Source organism: Methylobacterium sp. J-026 (assembly GCF_022829585.1).
Taxonomy (GTDB): domain Bacteria; phylum Pseudomonadota; class Alphaproteobacteria; order Rhizobiales; family Beijerinckiaceae; genus Methylobacterium.
This window is the reverse complement of the sequence record NZ_JAKSYC010000300.1, coordinates 1-17615: the sequence shown is the minus strand read 5'-3', so window position 1 is coordinate 17615 and position 17615 is coordinate 1. Positions and strand designations below refer to the sequence as shown.

Here is a 17615-nt window from a genome sequence, read left to right as displayed (position 1 = left end):
AGACCGTTATGAGCGGCCGGCTCTAACCATTGAGCTACGGGCCCGGCGGAGGCGAAGCCTCCGGGGAAGCGATACCCGAAGGACACCGTCGCGTCACCCCGGCGGACCCGCGGGTCCCCGCTTTCCCGTTCCGGACCGGATCGGGTCCGCGCGCGTCCCGGTCAAGTCAGCATATCGGCGCAAGCTGCACGAATCGTGAGGTTGCGCACATCGCCGTCACCCGTGGCCTCGCCGGGGGCGAAGGTCCGGCTATCTGTAACGGTTCCAGCCTTTGCAAGCCGGGACCCCCATGACCATTCCCCTCAGGCTCACCCTGAACGGGCAGCCGCGCGAGATCGCCCTCGACGATCCCCGCGTCACCCTCCTCGATCTCCTGCGCGAGCGCCTCGGCCTGACCGGCGCCAAGAAGGGCTGCGACCGCGGCCAGTGCGGCGCCTGCACGGTGCTGGTGGACGGGCGGCGGATCAACAGCTGCCTGACGCTCGCCGCGAGCCTCGACGGGGCCGAGATCCTGACCATCGAGGGGCTGGCCGAGGGCGACCGGCTCCATCCGGTCCAGGCGGCCTTCATCGCCCATGACGGCTTCCAGTGCGGCTTCTGCACCCCCGGCCAGATCATGAGCGCGGTCGGGCTGATCCGCGAGGGCCAGGCCGGCACAGATCCCGAGCGGATCCGCGAGGGCATGAGCGGCAATCTCTGCCGCTGCGGCGCCTATGCGGGCATCCTGGACGCGGTGCAGGAGGCTTCGCAGGCGGCCTCGGCCCGGACCGAGCAGCGGGAGGACGCGGCGTGAGGCAGTTCGACTACATCCGCCCCGCGAGCCTGCCGGAGGCCGTGGCGGCCGGGCAGCAGCCCGACACCGCCTATCTCGCCGCCGGCACCAACCTGGTCGACCTGATGAAGGGCGGCGTCACCGCCCCGGCCCGGATCGTCGACATCACCCGGCTGCCCGGCCTCTCGGCGATCGAGCGGCTGCCGGACGGCGGCACCCGGATCGGCGCCCTGGTGCGCAACAGCGACCTCGCGCACGACGCGATGTTCGAAAAGACCTACCCGATGGTAGCCGAAGCCCTGCTGGCCGGCGCCTCGGCGCAGCTGCGCAACGCCGCCACCGTCGGCGGCAACCTGATGCAGCGCACCCGCTGCCCGTACTTCACCGACGCCGTCTCCCCCTGCAACAAGCGCGCGCCCGGCTCCGGCTGCGCGGCCCTGGGGCACGCCACCCGCATCCACGCGGTCCAGGGCTGGAGCGAGCACTGCATCGCCACCCACCCCTCCGACTTCTGCGTGCCCCTCGCCGCCCTCGACGCGGTGGTGGAGATCGCCGGGCCGGACGGCGCCCGGGCGGTGCCGCTGACCGCGTTCCACCGCCTGCCCGGCGACCATCCGGAGCGGGAGACAGACCTGCGGCCCGGCGAGCTGATCACCGCCCTGCGCCTGCCCCCGGAGGCGGAATCCTTCCGGGGCCATGCCCGCTACCTGAAGGTCCGCGACCGCACCTCCTACGCCTTCGCGGTGGTCTCGGCCGCCGCCGCCCTCACCTTCGACGGCGAGCGGATCGGCCGGGTCCGGCTCGCCCTCGGCGGGCTGGCCCTGAAGCCCTGGCGGGTGGCGGAGGCGGAAGCCGCGCTCGCCGGCCAGGCGCCCGCCCCCGAGGTTTTCGCGAGGGCCGCCGACGCGGCGCTCGCCGGCGCCAAGCCCACCGGCGAGGCCAACGCCTTCAAGATCGAGCTCGCCCGCCGGGTGGCGGTCCGCGCGCTCACCCAGGCCGCCGCGGGCACGCCCGCCCGGATCCCGGCGCTCCCCGCCTCCCCGTTCGGCATCGTCTGAGGAGACCCGCATGACCGCGACCTCCACGCCTGTATCGAATCTCCCCGCCGGCGCGATCCGGCACGGCTCCAGCATCGGCCAGCCGCTCACCCGGCGCGACGGCCCCCTCAAGGTGACGGGCCAGGCCCGCTTCTCCGCCGACAACCTGCCCCCCGGCACGCTCCACGCGGCGCTCTGCGTCGCCCGGATCGCCAAGGGCCGGGTCACCGGCCTCGACGTGGCCGCCGCCGAGGCGCATCCCGGCGTCGTCGCGGTGATGCGGCCGGGCCACGCCCCGGCGCTCGCCAAGGACCCGGACGCCAAGGACGGGCCGTTCACGTTCCGCCTCGACCTCCTGCAGAACGACACGGTCCGCTACGCCAACCAGCCGATCGCCGTGGTGATCGCCGAGACCCTGGAGGCGGCCACCGAGGGCGCGAGGCTGCTCGCCCCGACCTACGCGGCCGAGACGCCGCGGATCGGCCTCGACGCGGGCGACGTGTTCACGCCGCCCTCCGTGGGCGTCGGCGCGCCAGCGACCGAGAGCGACGGCGACGTCGAGGCGGGGCTCGCATCCGCGGACAAAACCATCGCGGCCACCTACGAGACGCCGGCCCAGTACCACAACGCCATGGAGCCGCACGCGGCCGTGGCCAGCTGGGACGGGGACCGGCTGACGCTGTACATGCCGACCCAGGCGCTCGCCATGTCGCAGGCCCGGCTCGCCGGGCTGTTCGGCATCGACGCCGACGACATCCACATCGAGAGCCCCTATCTCGGCGGCGGCTTCGGCTCGAAGGGTGTCCCGGCCGGGCCACAGGTGCTCGCCTGCATGGCGGCCAAGCTCGTCGGCCGGCCGGTCAAGCTGGTGCCGACCCGGACCCAGATGTACGGGCCGATGGGCCATCGCGGCCCGACCCGCCAGACGCTGCGGCTCGGCACCGACGCCGCCGGCAAGCTCACCGCGCTCGACCACCACATCCTCACCGCCTCGTCGAGCTTCGACGATTTCTTCGAGCCGGCGGGACGGGCGACCAGCACCCTCTATGCCAGCCCCGCCATCGCCATCCGGCACGAGGCGGTGCGGCTCGATACCGGGACGCCCCTGTTCATGCGCGCCCCGGGCGAGGCCACCGGCAGCGTCGCCCTGGAGAGCGCGCTCGACGAGATGGCGCACGAACTCGGCATGGACCCGCTGGAGTTCCGGCTCGCCAACTACGCCGAGGTCGAGCCGCTCACCGGCAAGCCGTTCTCCTCCAAGGGCCTGCGCGAATGCTACCGGCGCGGCGCCGCGGCGTTCGGCTGGGCCGGGCGCCCGCTCCAGCCCCGCCAGACCCGGGACACGGACGGGTTCCTGGTCGGCACCGGCATGGGCACCGCCACCTTCCCGGCGCTGATCTTCGAGGGCATGGCCCGGGCCGAGATCCGCGCCGACGGCACCGGCACGGTGGAGCTCGGGGCGATCGACATGGGCCAGGGTTCCTGGACGGCGCTCGCCCAGATCGCCGCCGACGGGCTCGGGATCGGGATGGATTCCCTCACCTTCCGGATGGGCTCCTCGGATCTGCCGAATGCCGGCATCGCGGGGGGCTCGGGCCACACCGCCACGGCGGGCGGGGCGATCCACGCCGCCGCCGGCGACGTGATCCGGCAGCTCTCGGATCTCGCCACCAACGACCCCGCCTCCCCGCTCTACGGGGCGGGCAATGCCGGCGTGACCGCGGCGGACGGGCGGCTGACCCGGCGCGACGACCCGGGCCGGAGCGAAGCCTTCACCGACATCCTGGCGCGGGCCGGCCGGTCCAGCATCGCGGGCCAGGGCAAGGCCGGGGCCGATCCGGCCGCGCAGGCGGCCTACGCCATGCACGCCCACGGGGCGGTCTTCGCCGAGGTGAAGGTCGATCCCGACCTCGGCCAGATCCGGGTGAGCCGCCTCACCGGCGCCTTCGCGGCCGGCCGGGTGATCAACCCGCGCCTCGTCCAGAGCCAGTATTACGGCGGGATGATCTGGGGTCTGTCCTTCGCCCTGCACGAGCGGGCCGAGATGGACCCGCGCACCGGCCGCTTCCTCAACGACAACCTCGCCGAATACCACGTGCCGGTGAACGCCGACATTCCCGCGATGGAGGCGATCCTGGTCCACGAGGACGACGCGGTGGTGAACGCCCTGGGCGTCAAGGGCGTCGGCGAGATCGGCATCACCGGCACGGTGGGGGCCATCGCCAACGCGATCTGGCACGCCACCGGCGTGCGGGTGCGCGAGATGCCGATCACGCTCGACAAGCTGCTCGGCTGAATCCGTTCCGGGCGCGTCGCGGCGCCCGGGATTTTTTAGTATGGGGCATGCCATCGGCGGCCGGCGGCCGCCGCAGCAGCGCGGAGACCGGCATGCCCCTCCTCACCAGCGATATCGGCGGCGTCGTGCCGATCGCCCCGACGCCGTTCCACCCGGACGGACGGATCGACGAGGCCTCCCTCGACCGGATGACCGATTTCTTCGGCGCCGCCGGGGTCGACGGCCTGACGATCCTCGGCCAGCTCGGCGAGGCCGGCAAGCTCGACCACGTCGAGGGCATCGCGGTGGCCAAGCGCGTCCTCGGGCGGACACGGCTGCCGGTGATCGTCGGCGTCACGGCGCCGGGCTTCGCGGCCATGCGGGCGCTGGCCCGGGAGGTGATGGAACTGGGCGCCGCCGGCGTGATGATCGCGCCGCCCAACACCCTGCGCACCGACGACCAGGTGGTCGGCTATTACCGCAACGCCGCCGAGGCGATCGGGCCGGACGTGCCCTTCGTGCTGCAGGACTATCCCCTCACCTTCTCGGTCCAGATGACGCCCGGCGTGATCCGCCGGATCGTGTCCGACAATCCCTCCTGCGTGATGCTCAAGCACGAGGATTGGCCGGGGCTGGAGAAGATCTCGATCCTGCGCGGCTTCGAGGCCGCGGGCGCGATGCGCCACATCAGCATCCTGGTCGGCAATGGCGGCCTGTTCCTGGATTTCGAGACCGAGCGCGGCGCCGACGGGGCCAATACCGGCTACGCCTTCCCGGAGATGCTGGTCGACGTGGTCCGCCTCGGCCGGGCCGGGGACCGCGACGCCGCCCACGACCTGTTCGACGCCCACCTTCCCTATCTGCGCTACGAGCAGCAGCAGGGCCCGCTCGGGCTCGCCGTGCGCAAATACGTGTTCCAGCGCCGGGGGATCTTTTCCTCCGACGCGCAGCGCAAGCCCGCGCAGGCGCTCACCCCCCAGGCGAAGGCCGAGGTCGAGTACCTGCTGGCCCGCCTCGCCCGCACCGATCCGCGGGCCAGGCTCCAGGCTGCATAGGGCGTCGTTTTCTGGGGCATCGTCTTTTGGGGCATCGTCTTGTGCCGCAGGCCGGGCGGGTCAGGCCCCCGCCTTGCCCTCCGGCCGCAGGGCCACCCGGTCCCCGTCGCGCAGGGAGGCCGGGGGCCCGACGATGACCCGCTCGCCGCCGGACAGGCCGGTGCGCAGTTCCAGCAGGCTCTGGGTCTGGCGGAAGATCGTCACCGGCCGCATCCGCGCCACCGTGGTCCCGTCCGCTCCCGTCTCGACCACCGCCACGCGGGTCCCGTCCTGGTCGAAGATCAGGGCGTCGTTCGGCACCGTCACGGCGGGGGAGACCCGTGGGATCTCCAGCGTGACGGTGATGTAGAGGCCCGCCTGGAGCGCGCCGTCCGGGTTGGGGATGTCGACCTGCGTCACCAGCGTGCGCGCGGAGGAGAGCAGCGTCGTCGACGAGCGCGCCACCTTGCCGGGGAAGATCTTTCCGGGGATCTGCGCCACCTCGACCCGGGCGTTCAGCCCGTCGCGGATCCCGTCGGCGGCGTAGAGCGGCACGTTCACCGCCATGCGCAGCACGTCGTCCCGGGCCAGCGTCAGGAGGGGCATCCCCGTATTCGTGTCCGCCGTGACCGCGTCGCCGACATCGTTGTTGCGGGTCGTCACCACCCCGTCGAAGGGGGCGCGGATCTCCTCGAAGCCGGTCAGGACCTTGAGCCGGGCGACCTGCGCCTCCTGGGCGGCGATGTTGGCCTCGGCGACCTTCACGGCGGCCTTCACCGCGTCGACATTGGCCGCCTGGGCGAGCACGCCGGCCTGGGACGTGTCGGCGTTCTGCCGGGTCTCGGCCCCGGTGCCGGCCAGCGTCGAGGTCCGCCGGTTGGTCACGTCCGCGAGGTGGCGGTTGGCCTCGGCCTGGTCGACCATGGCCCGCGCCTGGATCAGCGCCGCCTGCAGCTGCAGCACCTGCGCCTGCGCCTGGACCAGCTGCTGGTCGAGGTCGGGGGCGCTGATCCGGAACAGCAGGTCGCCCTTTCGCACATGCGAGCCGATATCGACCTGCCGCGCGACGATGTAGCCGGTCGCCCGCGGGTAGAGGCTCGCGGTGTCGAAGGCCTGGGTGGTGCCGGTCTGCGTCAGGGTCAGGGGGCCGGAGGCCCGCGCGGCCGCGGCCGCCCGCACGGTCGGCGGCTTCGCCTCGGCCGATTGCGGCGGGCTCGCCGCCCGGGACTGGTCCGGCCAGTAGCGGTATCCGAGAAACCCGGCGCCCGCCAGCGCCAGGAGGGCGAACCAGACACGGCCGCGATGCGCGCGCGGGCCGGCCTCGCCCGCCGCTGAACTGTTCCGGTCCGCCATCCTCGCCCTCGGGTCGCGCTGCGCATCGACCGCCGTCACGGCGCTCGCCGACCGGCCGGGATGCGTCCAGTGCTCTGTTCAATACATAGGCCGCCCGCGGGGTCCGGGCGAGATGCCGCACTGCACGATCGGAGCCGGATCCTGCGGGCGCGCTCCCGGTTACCCTGCCGAACATCAGGGACCGATCGACCATGACCGAGATTTCCAGGCGCGCCATCATCGCCGCGGCGGGCGGCGCCATGATGGCGTCCCCCGCGGCGGCGCAGTCCTCCGGCCCCGCCGCCCCGCTGCCGGAGCGCGGCACCAAGGGGGCCGACATCCTGGGGCCGCGCAACCAGCCCAGGGCCGCCGAGGAGCCGTTCACCCTGGCCCCGCCCGCCACCGACCACGGCACGATGCCGAACCTGAAATGGTCCTTCGCGGACAGCCACATGCGGCTGGAGGAGGGCGGCTGGGCGCGCCAGACCACGATCCGCGAATTGCCGGTCTCGAAGGCCATGGCCGGAGTCAACATGCGCCTCAAGGCCGGGGTGGTCCGCGAGATGCACTGGCACAAGGAGGCCGAGTGGTCCTACATGATCAAGGGCAAGGCCCGGATCACCGCGGTCGATCAGGACGGGCGCACCTTCGCGGACGATGTCGGCGAGGGCGACCTCTGGTACTTCCCCGGCGGCATCCCGCATTCGATCCAGGGGCTGTCGGCCGACGGGGTCGATGGCTGCGAGTTCCTGCTCGTGTTCGACGACGGCGCGTTCTCGGAGGATTCGACCTTCCTGCTGACCGATTGGCTGGCGCACACGCCCAAAGACATCCTGGCCAAGAATTTCGGCCTGCCCGAGAGCGCCTTCGCCAAGATCCCCGAGAAGGAACTCTACATCTTCCCCGGGCCGACGCCCGGCCCGCTCTCGGCCGACCTCATGGGCGGCGCCGGCCAGATCCCCAAAACATTCAGCCACCGGATGCTGGCGCAGGAGCCGATCCGGACCAGGGGCGGGCGCGTGCGCATCACCGATTCCACGGTGTTCCCGGCCTCCGTGACGATCGCCGCGGCGCTGGTCGAGGTCGAGCCCGGGGGCATGCGCGAGCTGCACTGGCACCCCAACGGCGACGAGTGGCAGTACTACCTCTCGGGCACGGGCCGGATGACGGTGTTCGGCTCGGAATCGAAGGCCCGCACCTTCGACTACCAGGCGGGCGACGTGGGCTACGTGCCCTTCGCCATGGGCCACTACATCGAGAACACCGGCGACACGACGCTCACCTTCCTGGAGATGTTCAAGAGCCCGCGCTACGCCGATGTCTCGCTGACGCAATGGCTGGCGCTGACCCCGCACCCCCTGGTCCAGGCCCATCTCGGGATGGATCCCAAGCAGATCGATGCCCTGCCGCAGACGAAATCACCCGTCGTGTCCGGTTGACGCGCCCCGGAACCCGGCCCGATCCTGGGGCGTCGACCCCGATAGACATCCCGCTACGGAGCACGGAGACAGCCATGCGCGCCGCGTCCCGCGCGCTCCTCGCCCTGGCGCTCGCCTTCCCGGCGGGCGCCGCCTGGGCGCAGGTGCAGCAGAACGACCCGAACGCCGCCAACGCCTCGTTCGGCCTGCAGAGCCAGATCCGCACGCTCAACCAGCAGCGGGTCACGGATTTCAACACGCTGAACCAGTCGATCCAGCGCAACGTCCAGTTCGAGCCCTACGCCCCCTATCTGCCCGGCCGGGGCCTCTACGGGGGCCGGCATGCCGGCGCGCATATCGGCCGGCATCTCAGCCGGGACGGGATCGTGCGGCGGGGCGGCGGCATCAACACGAGCGTGTGCACCGGCTGCTGAGCGGCCGGAAAGGCTGGGCAGAGCGGGGAAAGCCCGAAAAAATCCTTTCCCCGCCGACAGGCTTCGCCCAGAAGCTCAGCCCATGGTGGCGTGCGCATGAACATCCTGCTGATCGGCTCCGGCGGCCGTGAGCACGCCCTGGCCTGGCGCCTCGCCCAGAGCCCCCTGTGCACCCGCCTGTTCACGGCGCCGGGCAATCCCGGCACGGGCCGCCACGGCACCAACCGGCCGGAGCTCACGGTCGCGGACCACGATGCGGTCGCGGCCTTCTGCGCCGCGGAGGCGATCGGCCTCGTGGTGGTCGGGCCCGAGGCCCCCCTCGTCGCCGGGCTGGTCGACGACCTGACGGCCGCCGGGATCCGCGCCTTCGGGCCCACCCGCGACGCCGCCCGGCTCGAGGGCTCGAAGGGCTTCACCAAGGACCTCTGCGCCGCCTGCGGCATCCCCACCGCCGCCTTCGCGCGCTTCACGGCGCTGGAGCCGGCCCTGGCCTATACCCGCCGGCAGGGCGCCCCGATCGTCGTGAAGGCCGACGGGCTCGCCGCCGGCAAGGGCGTCACCGTCGCCGAGACCCTGGATCAGGCCGAGGACGCGCTCACCGCCCTGTTCGCCGAGCCGGGCGCCGAGGTGGTGGTCGAGGAATGCCTGTTCGGCGAGGAGGCGAGCTTCTTCGCCCTGTGCGACGGCACGCGGGCGATCCCCCTCGGCACCGCCCAGGACCACAAGCGCGTGTTCGACGGCGACCGCGGCCCCAACACCGGCGGCATGGGCGCCTATTCCCCGGCCCGGGTCGTCACCCCGGAGATCGAGGCCCGGGTCATGGCCGAGATCATCGCCCCGACGCTCGCCGGCATGCGGGCGCGCGGCTGCCCGTTCACCGGCATCCTCTACGCCGGCCTGATGCTCACCGCGGATGGCCCGAAGCTGATCGAGTACAACACCCGCTTCGGCGACCCCGAGGCGCAGGTGCTGATGCCGCGCCTCGCCTCCGACCTCGTGCCGGCCCTGCTCTCGGCCTGCGACGGCGACCTGTCCGGGGTGAGCCTGGAATTCGACGCCCACCGGGCCGCGCTCACCGTGGTGATGGCGGCCGCCGGCTATCCGGGCGCCGTGGTCCGGGGCTCGGTAATCCGGGGGATCGAGGCGGCCGAGGGCGAGGGCGTCCACGTGTTCCAGGCCGGCACCCGGGCCGAGGACGGACAGCTCCTGGCCGATGGCGGCCGGGTGCTGGCGGTCACGGCGCTCGGCCACAGCGTCACCGACGCCCAGGCCCGCGCCTATGCGGCGGTAGCCCGGATCGACTGGCCCGAAGGGTTCTGCCGGCGCGACATCGGGTTCCGGGCCGTGGCGCGGGAGGCCGGCCAGGGCTGAACAGTCCCGGTCCCGGGCGAAGCCCGAATGTCGGGGCCCTGCCCCGACGCCCCGCCAAAGGGCTCGCCCCTCGGAAACCCCTACTCGCCGATCGCCGCCCCGGCCGGCCTCCGGTTGTCGTTGGCGCCGTAGAGCAGGTCCGGCCGCATCCGCTCCGTGCGCGAGGCGTCGTTGCCCGAGGAGGCCGCCTCCGGCGCGGCCGGCCCTGCGCCGCGCACCGCGATGAGCTCCTGCGCGCCCCAGGGCTTCTGCTCGTGGATGATGTGTCCCATGCCCTTCAGGATCGCCTGTGTATCCGCCGAGAGCGCGAAGGGTTCGGCATAGACCGTGTCGGGCAGCCACTGGTGGTGGATGCGCGGGGCGTCCACCGCCTCCTGCGGTTCCATTCCGAAATCCAGCATGTTGAGGATGGTCTGGGCCGTGATCGTGATGATCCGCGAGCCCCCCGGGGAGCCCGCCACCATCACGACTTTGCCGTCCCGCAGCACCAGGGTCGGAGCCATGGACGAGAGCGGGCGCTTGCCCGGCTGGATCGCGTTCTTGGTCCCCTGCACGAGGCCGAACAGGTTCGGCACCCCGGTCTTGACCGTGAAGTCGTCCATCTCGTCGTTGAGGAAGAAGCCCGTGCCGGGGGCGATCACTCCGGCGCCGAAATAGCCGTTGATCGTGTAGGTCAGCGAGACCGCGTTGCCGGCCCTGTCCATCACCGAGATGTGGGTGGTCTCGGCCCGCTCCCGCGTCTCCAGGCCGGGATCCGGGCGGATCTCGGCCGAGGGGGTCGCCCGGTCCGGCCGGATCGAGGCCCGGAGCGTCTCCGCATAGGCCGGCGACAGGAGCCGGGCGACCGGATTGTCGACGAAGGCCGGATCGCCGAGCAGCAGGTTGCGGTCGGCATAGGCGCGCCGCATCGCCTCGACCATCACGTGGACGCTCCGGGCGGAGTTGAAGCCCGCCGCCCGCAGGTCGTAGCCGTCGAGGATGCCGAGGATCTCGCAGAGCGTCGTGCCGCCGGACGAGGGCGGCGGCGCCGACAGGATGGTCGCCCCCCGGTAGCGGCAGGTCAGCGGCTCCGACTCGGTCACCGTGTAGGCGGCGAAATCGGCCGCCGTCAGCAGGCCGCCCCCCGCCCGGGAGGCCGCCGCGACGGCCTCGGGGACGGCGCCCCTGTAGAAGGCGTCCGACCCGCCCTCGGCGATGGCCTGGAGGGTGCGGGCGAGGTCGGCCTGGACCAGCCTGTCCCCGGGCCGCCAGGGGCTCCCGTCCGGGCGCAGGAACACGCGGGCGACGTTCGCTTGAGCGGCGAACAGCGTGGTGCCGGATTCGAGGATGTCGGTGTCGCCCCGGGTCAGCACGAATCCGTCCCGGGCCAGCGCGATCGCCGGGGCCATCACCCGGGCCAGCGGCAGGGTCCCGTATGCGGCGAGGGCGGTGTTGAGGCCGAGCACGGTCCCGGGCACCCCGGCGGCCTTCCAGCCGCGCAGGCTCGCCCCCTTCACGACTTTGCCGGCGGCGTCGAGATACATGTCCCCGGTCGCGGCGGCCGGCGCGGTCTCGCGGAAATTGATGAACCGGCTCGGGCCGTCGGCGCGGTGGAGCACCAGGAAGCCGCCGCCGCCGAGATTGCCGCAGCACGGGTTCACCACCGCCTCGGCGTAGGCCACCGCCACCGCGGCATCGACGGCGTTGCCGCCGGCCTTCAGGATCTCGGCCCCGACCTGCGAGGCGAGGCGCTGGGACGAGACCACCATCCCGTTCTCGGCCTCGACCGCCGGTCCCGAGGCGGCCCGGGCCGCGGGACTTGCGAGGGTGAGCAGGGCGGCCAGGAACAGCGCGCGTGCCAGTGCGATCATCCCTGCCCTCTCCGGTTCGGGTCCCGCGCCGCCATATAGGGGACCACACGCCAGAGTCGCCGCTCCGACCCTCCACTTCATCCTGGGATCAGGAGGTGGGGAGGGATGGGAGCCGCGTTTGCCCGGCTTCAGCCGTTGCGGAAGGTGTAGCTGTAGCCGTTCAGCGCCGGCGCGCCGCCGAGATGGGCGTAGAGCACCTTCGCGCCCTTCGGGAAGAAGCCCTTCTTCACGAGGTCGATCATGCCCTGCATCGACTTCCCCTCGTAGACCGGGTCGGTGATCATTCCCTCGAGCCGAGCCGAGAGCCGGATCGCATCCACGGTCTCCTTCGAGGGCACGCCGTAGACCGGGTAGGCGTAATCCGCGTTGAGCACGACGTCGTCGGCCACGATGTCGCCCGCGCCGACCAGGGCGGCGGTGTTCTGGGCGATGTCGAGCACCTGGGCCTTGGTCTGGTCCGGGGTGCAGGAGGCGTCGATGCCGATGACGTTGCGGGCGCGCCCGTCTGCGGAGAAGCCGACCAGCATGCCGGCATGGGTCGAGCCGGTGACTGTGCAGACCACCACGTAGTCGAAGCGCAGGCCCATCTCGGCCTCCTGCTTGCGCACCTCCTCGGCGAAGCCGACATAGCCGAGCCCGCCGTACTTGTGCACCGAGGCGCCCGCCGGGATCGCGTAGGGCTTGCCGCCCTCGGCCTCGACCTCGGCCAGCGCGCGCTTCCAGCTGTCGCGGATGCCGATATCGAACCCGTCATCGACGAGCTGCGTCTGCGCGCCCATGATCCGCGACAGGAGGATGTTGCCGACCCGATCGTAGACGGCATCCTCGTGGGGCACCCAGGCCTCCTGGATCAGCCGGCACTTCATGCCGATCTTGGCGGCCACCGCCGCGACCATGCGGGTGTGGTTCGACTGCACGCCGCCGATCGACACCAGCGTGTCGGCCCCGCTCTTGATCGCGTCCGGCACGATGTATTCGAGCTTGCGCAGCTTGTTGCCGCCATAGGCGAGGCCGGAATTGCAATCCTCGCGCTTGGCGTAGAGTTCGACTTCGCCGCCGAGATGGGCGGTGAGACGCTTGAGCGGCTCGATCGGCGTCGGGCCGAAGGTCAGGGGATAGCGCTCGAATTGGTCCAGCATCGGGTCTCTCCGGGGCTCGGGACGCATCCAGGCCGAAGCGGTCTCGGCCCGGCCCGGATGCGTCGAGGCGACGCCCACAGGACGGCCGGATCGGGGGGGAAACCGGTTCGTCTGCGAGGCGCCGAGGAAAACTACCAGACGTCGGCCGGAAGGTGCTCTCGATCTTTCCGCGTCGAAGGTCTGACACTTGCATTGCCAGGCCGAGATGCCGCAAAGGATTTCGAATTCGGGATCCAAGGTGAAAGAATCCACCATGGCTGCAGGGCTCGACCGGATCGACCAGAAGATCCTGCGCCTGCTGCAGGCGGACGGCCGCATGGCCAATGCCGAGATCGCCGAGCGCTCCGGCACCAGCGCGGCCACCTGCCACCGGCGGATCCAGCGCCTGTTCGCGGACGGGTTCGTGCGGGCGGTCCGGGCGCTGATCGACCCGGCCCGGGTCGGGCGGGGCACCCTTGTCTTCGTCGGCGTCGTTCTCGACCGCTCGACCCCCGAGAGCTTCTCGGAGTTCGAGGCCGCCGTGCGGGCGATCCCGGTGCTGCTCGACTGCCATCTCGTGGCCGGCGACTTCGACTACATCCTGAAAATCCGCGTCTCCGACATGGCCGATTTCAACCGGCTCCACAGCGCCACGCTGATCGGCCTGCCGGGGGTGCGCCAGACCCGGACCTTCTTCGTGATGAAGGAGGTGATCGACAACGCGCCGCTGGCCCTGTGACACGCGGGGCCGCCGCATCCGGGCTCCGGCCGGATCACCCGCCAGGGGGCTGCATGCCCTTGGGAACCCCGGGACGGGGGCGGCCTACCCCTCCCCGCGCCGCGCCTTGCGCAGCGTTTCCCACCGCTCCAGCCGCTCGGCCAGGCGGCTCTCGTAGCCGCGCTCTGTGGGCTGGTAGAGGTGCTGGCGCCCCAGCGCGTCGGGCCAGTAATCCTGGCCCGAGAAGGCGTCGGGCTCGTCGTGGTCGTAGCGGTAGCCCTCGCCGTAGCCGATCCGCTTCATCAGCTTGGTCGACGCGTTGAGGATGGTGCGCGGCGGCGGCAGGGAGCCCGCTTCCTTGGCGAGCCGGGTCGCGGCCTTGTAGGCCTCGTAGACGGCGTTCGATTTCGGCGCGCAGGCGAGGTAGAGCGCGGCCTGCGCCAGCGCCAATTCGCCCTCCGGACTGCCGAGGAAGTCGAACGCGTCCTTGGCGGCGTTGGCCACCACCAGGGCCTGCGGGTCGGCGAGCCCGATATCCTCCACGGCCATCCGGACCAGCCGGCGGGCGATGAACAGCCGGTCCTCGCCGGCATCGAGCATCCGGCAGAGATAGTAGAGCGCCGCGTCCGGATCCGAGCCGCGCACGGTCTTGTGCAGCGCCGAGATCAGGTTGTAGTGGCCCTCCTGCGCCTTGTCGTAGATCGGCGCCCGCCGCTGCACGATTCTTTGTAACTCTTCGGCGTCGAGGGTCTCGCCCGGTTGCGCCGAGCGCCAGACCTCCTCGGCAAGCGTCAGCGCCGCCCGGCCGTCGCCGTCGGCCATCCGCACCAGCACGCCGCGGGCCTCCTCGGTGAGCGGCAGGGCCTGTTCGGTCAGCGCCTCGGCTCGGACCAGCAGCCGGGCGATCGCCCCCGGATCGAGGGCGCGGAACAGCAGCACCCGGGCGCGGGACAGGAGGGCCGCGTTCAGCTCGAAGGAGGGGTTTTCGGTGGTGGCGCCGACCAGGGTGACGGTACCGTCCTCCATCACCGGCAGGAAGGCGTCGAGCTGCGCCCGGTTGAACCGGTGGATCTCGTCGACGAACAGCAGGGTCGCCTGTCCGGCCGCCCGGCGCCTGCGGGCGGCCTCGAACACCTTGCGCAGCTCGGGCACACCGGAAAAGATCGCCGAGATCTGCTCGAAATGCAGGTCGGTGCCCTGGGCGAGCAGCCGCGCCACGGTGGTCTTGCCGGTGCCGGGCGGTCCCCAGAAGATCAGCGAGCCGAGGCTCTTTCCGCGCAGGAGGCGGGTGAGGCTGCCGCCCTCGCCGGTCAGGTGCTCCTGACCGACGACCTCGGTGAGGCTCTGCGGCCGCAGCCGGTCCGCGAGGGGGCGGGCTGCCTCGGGGCCGGGCGCGCGCCCGGGATCCGGCGTGGCTGGGGGCTCCGCGGAGGCGAACAGGTCGGACATCCGCGCATCAACACCGGGCGCGGGCGGGGGCGCAAGCCGGTCGCCGGCAATCGCGCGGGATCAGCCCCCGAACACCGAGGTCAGGACCTCGCCGTTGCGGTTGATCGCGACCTCCCAGGAATTGAGGCTGTTGCGGGTGACCCGGTCGAGATCCTTGGTGGTCGCCATCGGCACGCCGTTGACCGCCACGATCAGGTCGCCCCGCTGCAGCCCGACCCGGGCCGCGACGGAGTTCTCGTCCACCGCCTGCACGGCCACGCCGTCGGCGGGGAAGTCGACCTGCATCTCCTCGGCCACCGCCGGCGAGGTGTTGACCAGCGTCGCGCCCAGGAAGGGCGAGCGGGTCTTCACCTTGAGCACGTCGCGCGGGCGCGTCTCGGGGGCCGGGGCGAGCTTGACCGCGACGGTCTGGCGGGCCGTGCCGCGCAGGATCCCGAACCGGGCCTGGCCCTGGACGCCCTTGAGCGCGAAGCGGTACCCGAACGCCTCCGGGTCGGCGACCTCCTGGCCGTCGACCGTGAGGATCAGGTCGCCGCGCTTCAGGCCCGCCTCGTCGGCCGGGCTCTTGGCCTGCAGGCTCGCCACCAGCACGCCGGTCGGATGGTCGAGGCCCATGCTGTCGGCGATGTCGGGGGTGACGCTCTGGATGCGTGCGCCGAGCCAGGGCCGGCGCACGACGCTCGCCCCGTCGCGGGCGGCGTCGACCACCGCCTTGACCATGCCCACCGGGATCGCGAAGCCGATGCCGTGGCTGCCGCCCGACTGCGAGTAGATCGCCGTGTTGATGCCGACCAGCTGGCCGCGCAGGTCGACCAGCGCGCCGCCCGAATTGCCCGGGTTGATCGCCGCGTCGGTCTGGATGAAGTACTGGTAGTCCGCCGAGCCGACCTGCGTGCGCGCCAGCGCCGAGACGATGCCCTGCGTCACGGTCTGGCCGACGCCGAACGGGTTGCCGATCGCCATCACGAAATCGCCGACCTCGAGGGCGTCGGCGTCGCCGAAGGGCATCGGCACGAGGTTCTTCGGCGGCTCCTTGATCTTGAGCACGGCGAGGTCGGTGCGGGTGTCGCGCATCACGATGGCGGCCTCGAACTCCCGCCGGTCCGCCAGCGCGATCCGCACCTCGTTCATGTTGTCGATGACGTGGTTGTTGGTGATGACGAGCCCGTCGGCATCGACCAGCACCCCCGAGCCCAGGGATTTCTGGGCCCGGTCGCCCCGCGGTCCCCGGCCCCCCTCCGGCTCGCCGAAGAAGCGGCGCATGAACTCCTCCATGGCGCTGGAGCGCGCGCTGGAGCTCTTCTCCACGTGGGAGGCGTAGACGTTCACCACCGAGGGTGCGGCCCGCTTCACCACCGGGGCGAAGGAGAGCTGCACGTCGGCCTTGCTGAGCGGCACGGCCTTGGCCGTCCCGTCCTTGACGGCGTCCCGCGCCTCGGTGCGCGCCATCTGGGCCGCGGCCGGGCCGGCGGCCATCAGGACTGCGACGAGGGCGGGCAGGGCGAGGCGGTTCAGCATGCAGGGCTCCGGCGTCAGGGCGGGCACGCCGTCCAGGCCGGGACGAGGGGCGCGCGCCGCGCACCCCTACGCTATCGTGACCGATTGCGGCAGGTCCACGACACCGTCGCCGCAAGGGGCCGGGATCCGGTCAGGCGATCTCCTTGCCGCGCGCCCGGCTCTTCCTGGCGGGCGGGGGCGGCGCAGGCTCCGGTTCGACCGTCGGCACGGCGGTGTCCCGACGCTGCTGTTGGTGTCCGAGCCCCAGAGAGCGGGCCAGCTGTGAGCGTTGCTCGGAATATGTCTGGGCCGTCATGGGGTAATCGACGGGGAGGCCCCACTTGGCGCGGTAGGCTTCGGGGGTCAGCCCGCGCAGGGTGAGGTGACGGCGCAGGGTCTTGTAGGGCTTCCCGTCCTCGAACGAGATCAGGAAGTCCGCGCTCACCGAGCGCCGGATCTCCTGCGCGGTCGCCCTGGCGACTAACGCGCTGACGCCGCCGGAACAGAGGCCGCGAAGCGTCTCGTGAACATCGGTGAGGAGCTTCGGCAGATCCGCGCTCTGAATGTGATTGTGGATCACGTAGGCCGAGACGATCTCGGAGGCGAGCGTGACGAAGCGGATGTTGCTGTCGTTCGGGTGAACCATGTCTTGAGCGTTGCCTTCCCGTGTTGACGAAACTCGCCAGAACGCAAGCACTGCGTCGCGACTCGGTCGCTCGATACAAGCGCATTTGCCGGGTTGGTCAAGTCGAAATTCCGAATCTGACCTGTAGTAGCGAACAAGACGTAAGAATATCCGTCTCAGAAATCCAACCTGAAGGAAAATGGTCTGATATGAAGTTATTTGTGCGCAATCGATATTGCTGCGCCGATCGTCCGATGCGACCGCACCTGCTCTTTACAGGCGGAACGCGACGACACCGCGGGCAGGGATGGGTCAGGGGTTGCAGAGGGGCTGTGAGCCTGTCCACCGAGCCCGAGGATCGGAGACGATCCCGGCCGTGACGGCCCGTGGCGAAGCGAGCCTCGGCCCGGACGGGGGGCCAAGGTGTCTCGAGCGGCGGGCCGGATTCCGGTGGCCTGTGCGACGGCCGAGGGATCGCAGCCTGGAGGCCGGCCCGTTCTTGACGCGGGGCGGTGCTACCCCGGCATCAGCCCTATGCCCAACGGCAAACCCCCGCGGGATCTTTCGATCCGGCGGGGGTTCGGGTTGGGGCTGTGTCGTGGTGTGTTGTGTTGGTGTGTTTGGTTGCGGGGACAGGATTTGAACCTGTGACCTTCAGGTTATGAGCCTGACGAGCTACCGGGCT

14 protein-coding genes are annotated in these 17615 nt (G+C 71.6%); 8 read left to right on the top strand and 6 right to left on the bottom strand.

Annotated elements, in window-relative coordinates; translation table 11 throughout:
- Positions 1-289: 289 nt before the first annotated feature.
- The 4 genes from MKK69_RS25605 (at position 290) to MKK69_RS25590 (ending at position 5139) form a co-directional block, all read left to right on the top strand.
- Positions 290-793 (top strand): (2Fe-2S)-binding protein, encoded by a 504-nt coding sequence (locus tag MKK69_RS25605; protein ID WP_243972617.1) that lies wholly within the window; start codon positions 290-292, stop codon positions 791-793.
- Positions 790-1830 (top strand): FAD binding domain-containing protein, encoded by a 1041-nt coding sequence (locus tag MKK69_RS25600; RefSeq protein WP_243972615.1) that lies wholly within the window; start codon positions 790-792, stop codon positions 1828-1830. Before MKK69_RS25605 ends, MKK69_RS25600 begins: the two co-directional genes overlap by 4 nt.
- A gap of 10 nt (positions 1831-1840) precedes the next feature.
- Positions 1841-4105 (top strand): xanthine dehydrogenase family protein molybdopterin-binding subunit, encoded by a 2265-nt coding sequence (locus MKK69_RS25595; protein ID WP_243972613.1) that lies wholly within the window; start codon positions 1841-1843, stop codon positions 4103-4105.
- A gap of 92 nt (positions 4106-4197) precedes the next feature.
- A complete protein-coding gene (locus MKK69_RS25590) occupies positions 4198-5139 on the top strand; it encodes a dihydrodipicolinate synthase family protein (protein ID WP_243972611.1) in 942 nt (313 codons plus the stop codon).
- A gap of 60 nt (positions 5140-5199) precedes the next feature.
- On the opposite strand, the gene MKK69_RS25585 is transcribed toward MKK69_RS25590, so the two are convergent.
- Positions 5200-6471 (bottom strand): efflux RND transporter periplasmic adaptor subunit, encoded by a 1272-nt coding sequence (locus MKK69_RS25585; RefSeq protein ID WP_243972609.1) that lies wholly within the window; start codon positions 6469-6471, stop codon positions 5200-5202.
- A 191-nt stretch (positions 6472-6662) separates the two neighbouring features.
- Between MKK69_RS25585 and MKK69_RS25580 the strand changes: the two genes are divergently transcribed.
- From MKK69_RS25580 to purD, 3 genes are all read left to right on the top strand, one after another.
- On the top strand, positions 6663-7889 hold the full coding sequence (locus tag MKK69_RS25580) for an oxalate decarboxylase family bicupin (protein ID WP_279598619.1): 1227 nt from the start codon (positions 6663-6665) through the stop codon (positions 7887-7889).
- Positions 7890-7963: 74 nt separating this feature from the next.
- Positions 7964-8302, top strand: coding sequence for a hypothetical protein (locus tag MKK69_RS25575; protein ID WP_243972607.1), 339 nt, complete (start codon positions 7964-7966; stop codon positions 8300-8302).
- Between the two features lie 96 nt (positions 8303-8398).
- On the top strand, positions 8399-9673 hold the full coding sequence (gene purD, locus MKK69_RS25570; protein WP_243972605.1) for a phosphoribosylamine--glycine ligase: 1275 nt from the start codon (positions 8399-8401) through the stop codon (positions 9671-9673).
- Positions 9674-9753: 80 nt separating this feature from the next.
- Here purD and ggt read toward each other — a convergent pair whose 3' ends face one another.
- Together ggt and MKK69_RS25560 are read right to left on the bottom strand one after the other, a co-directional pair.
- Positions 9754-11523: a gamma-glutamyltransferase gene (gene ggt, locus MKK69_RS25565; RefSeq protein ID WP_243972604.1), complete on the bottom strand. Its 1770-nt coding sequence runs from the start codon at positions 11521-11523 to the stop codon at positions 9754-9756.
- A 128-nt stretch (positions 11524-11651) separates the two neighbouring features.
- Positions 11652-12662 carry a 1-aminocyclopropane-1-carboxylate deaminase gene (locus tag MKK69_RS25560; protein ID WP_243972602.1) on the bottom strand — a complete coding sequence of 337 codons (1011 nt, stop codon included), beginning with the start codon at positions 12660-12662 and terminating at the stop codon, positions 11652-11654.
- Positions 12663-12915: 253 nt separating this feature from the next.
- Here MKK69_RS25560 and MKK69_RS25555 point away from each other — a divergent pair, with 253 nt between their 5' ends.
- Complete coding sequence (locus tag MKK69_RS25555) at positions 12916-13380, top strand: Lrp/AsnC ligand binding domain-containing protein (protein WP_243972619.1); 465 nt, start codon at positions 12916-12918, stop codon at positions 13378-13380.
- Between the two features lie 84 nt (positions 13381-13464).
- Here the strand turns inward: MKK69_RS25555 and MKK69_RS25550 are convergent, their stop codons facing one another.
- The 3 genes from MKK69_RS25550 to MKK69_RS25540 form a co-directional block, all read right to left on the bottom strand.
- A complete protein-coding gene (locus MKK69_RS25550) occupies positions 13465-14808 on the bottom strand; it encodes a replication-associated recombination protein A (RefSeq protein ID WP_243972600.1) in 1344 nt (447 codons plus the stop codon).
- Between the two features lie 60 nt (positions 14809-14868).
- On the bottom strand, positions 14869-16326 hold the full coding sequence (locus MKK69_RS25545; RefSeq protein WP_243972598.1) for a Do family serine endopeptidase: 1458 nt from the start codon (positions 16324-16326) through the stop codon (positions 14869-14871).
- A gap of 130 nt (positions 16327-16456) precedes the next feature.
- Complete coding sequence (locus MKK69_RS25540) at positions 16457-16951, bottom strand: MucR family transcriptional regulator (RefSeq protein ID WP_243972596.1); 495 nt, start codon at positions 16949-16951, stop codon at positions 16457-16459.
- Positions 16952-17615: the final 664 nt, after the last annotated feature.

What these genes read in the sequence shown, in the direction of transcription:
- MKK69_RS25605 (WP_243972617.1), top strand. Translation starts at nt 290, where the DNA reads ATGACCATTCCCCTCAGGCTCACCCTGAACGGGCAGCCGCGCGAGATC.
- MKK69_RS25595 (WP_243972613.1), top strand. Translation starts at nt 1,841, where the DNA reads ATGACCGCGACCTCCACGCCTGTATCGAATCTCCCCGCCGGCGCGATC.
- MKK69_RS25590 (WP_243972611.1), top strand. Translation starts at nt 4,198, where the DNA reads ATGCCCCTCCTCACCAGCGATATCGGCGGCGTCGTGCCGATCGCCCCG.
- MKK69_RS25585 (WP_243972609.1), bottom strand. Translation starts at nt 6,471, where the DNA reads ATGGCGGACCGGAACAGTTCAGCGGCGGGCGAGGCCGGCCCGCGCGCG.
- MKK69_RS25580 (WP_279598619.1), top strand. Translation starts at nt 6,663, where the DNA reads ATGACCGAGATTTCCAGGCGCGCCATCATCGCCGCGGCGGGCGGCGCC.
- MKK69_RS25575 (WP_243972607.1), top strand. Translation starts at nt 7,964, where the DNA reads ATGCGCGCCGCGTCCCGCGCGCTCCTCGCCCTGGCGCTCGCCTTCCCG.
- purD (WP_243972605.1), top strand. Translation starts at nt 8,399, where the DNA reads ATGAACATCCTGCTGATCGGCTCCGGCGGCCGTGAGCACGCCCTGGCC.
- ggt (WP_243972604.1), bottom strand. Translation starts at nt 11,523, where the DNA reads ATGATCGCACTGGCACGCGCGCTGTTCCTGGCCGCCCTGCTCACCCTC.
- MKK69_RS25560 (WP_243972602.1), bottom strand. Translation starts at nt 12,662, where the DNA reads ATGCTGGACCAATTCGAGCGCTATCCCCTGACCTTCGGCCCGACGCCG.
- MKK69_RS25555 (WP_243972619.1), top strand. Translation starts at nt 12,916, where the DNA reads ATGGCTGCAGGGCTCGACCGGATCGACCAGAAGATCCTGCGCCTGCTG.
- MKK69_RS25550 (WP_243972600.1), bottom strand. Translation starts at nt 14,808, where the DNA reads ATGTCCGACCTGTTCGCCTCCGCGGAGCCCCCAGCCACGCCGGATCCC.
- MKK69_RS25545 (WP_243972598.1), bottom strand. Translation starts at nt 16,326, where the DNA reads ATGCTGAACCGCCTCGCCCTGCCCGCCCTCGTCGCAGTCCTGATGGCC.
- MKK69_RS25540 (WP_243972596.1), bottom strand. Translation starts at nt 16,951, where the DNA reads ATGGTTCACCCGAACGACAGCAACATCCGCTTCGTCACGCTCGCCTCC.